Annotated in this window: 1 protein-coding gene; it reads right to left on the reverse strand. The window is 50.2% G+C overall.

The window, feature by feature from the left end; genetic code table 11:
- The coding region (locus BG32_RS08600; RefSeq protein WP_121526681.1) for an ABC transporter ATP-binding protein at positions 1-890 on the reverse strand (890 nt) is incomplete at its 3' end.
- Between the last annotated feature and the right edge of the window lie 31 nt (positions 891-921).

The following is a 921-nucleotide window of genomic DNA, read 5'->3' on the forward strand; positions in this document are numbered from 1 at the left end:
CTAGGGTGAAACGGGCAGCCAGAAGGTGGATTTATCGGGCTAGGGGGCTCCCCTTCCAGTCTTATATTCTGAAGCTTCCGGTCCTCGGGATCCCAGTTTGGAATCGAAGCCATAAGCGCCTTTGTGTAAGGGTGAGCGGGGTTGTTGAAGAGTTCCCTCGCTTCGGCAGTCTCTACGACGTTTCCGAGATACATTACCATTATTCTGTCGCTCATGTGGTGTACGACGTCTAAGTTGTGCGAGATGAAGATATAGGACATCTCGCTTTCTTCCCTCAGCTCCTGCAACAGGTTTATGATCTGGCTTTGAACGGAAACGTCGAGGGCAGATGTAGGTTCATCACATATAATCAGTCTCGGTCTAACCGAGATCGAACGGGCTATCGCGATCCTTTGCCTCTGTCCCCCGGAGAACTCGTGAGGGTAACGCTGAGCGTATTCGGGATAGAGACCGACTTTCATCAGAAGCTCTCCAACGTAATCTTCTGCTTCTTTTTTGGATAAGAGATTGTGTGCCTCGATCGGTTCCCGTATAATATCCCTTACCGTCATTCTGGGGTCAAGTGAATCGAAGGGATTCTGAAAGATCATCTGAACATCTCGCCGGAATTTCGAGCGCACGTTCTTTCCAAGCCCTTTGGTTATGTCGTGTTCCTCTCCATTTTCGTCATGGTAGAGTATCTTCCCACCGGTCGGCTCGTAGATCTTTACTATGGTCCTGCCCAGAGTACTCTTGCCGCAGCCCGACTCCCCGACGACTCCGATTGTCTCTCCCCTGCTTATCTCAAGGGTAACAGACTGCATTGCCCTTACATGACCGACTACCTGGAAGAAGACACCGGCCTTTATCGGAAAGAACTTCTTAAGTCCTTCTGTAGAAAGTATCTTCATTTTTCGGATCCCCCCTCGAAAAGCCAGCAGG

The organism is Mesotoga sp. HF07.pep.5.2.highcov (assembly GCF_003666285.1).
GTDB classification, from domain to species: Bacteria; Thermotogota; Thermotogae; order Petrotogales; family Kosmotogaceae; genus Mesotoga; species Mesotoga prima.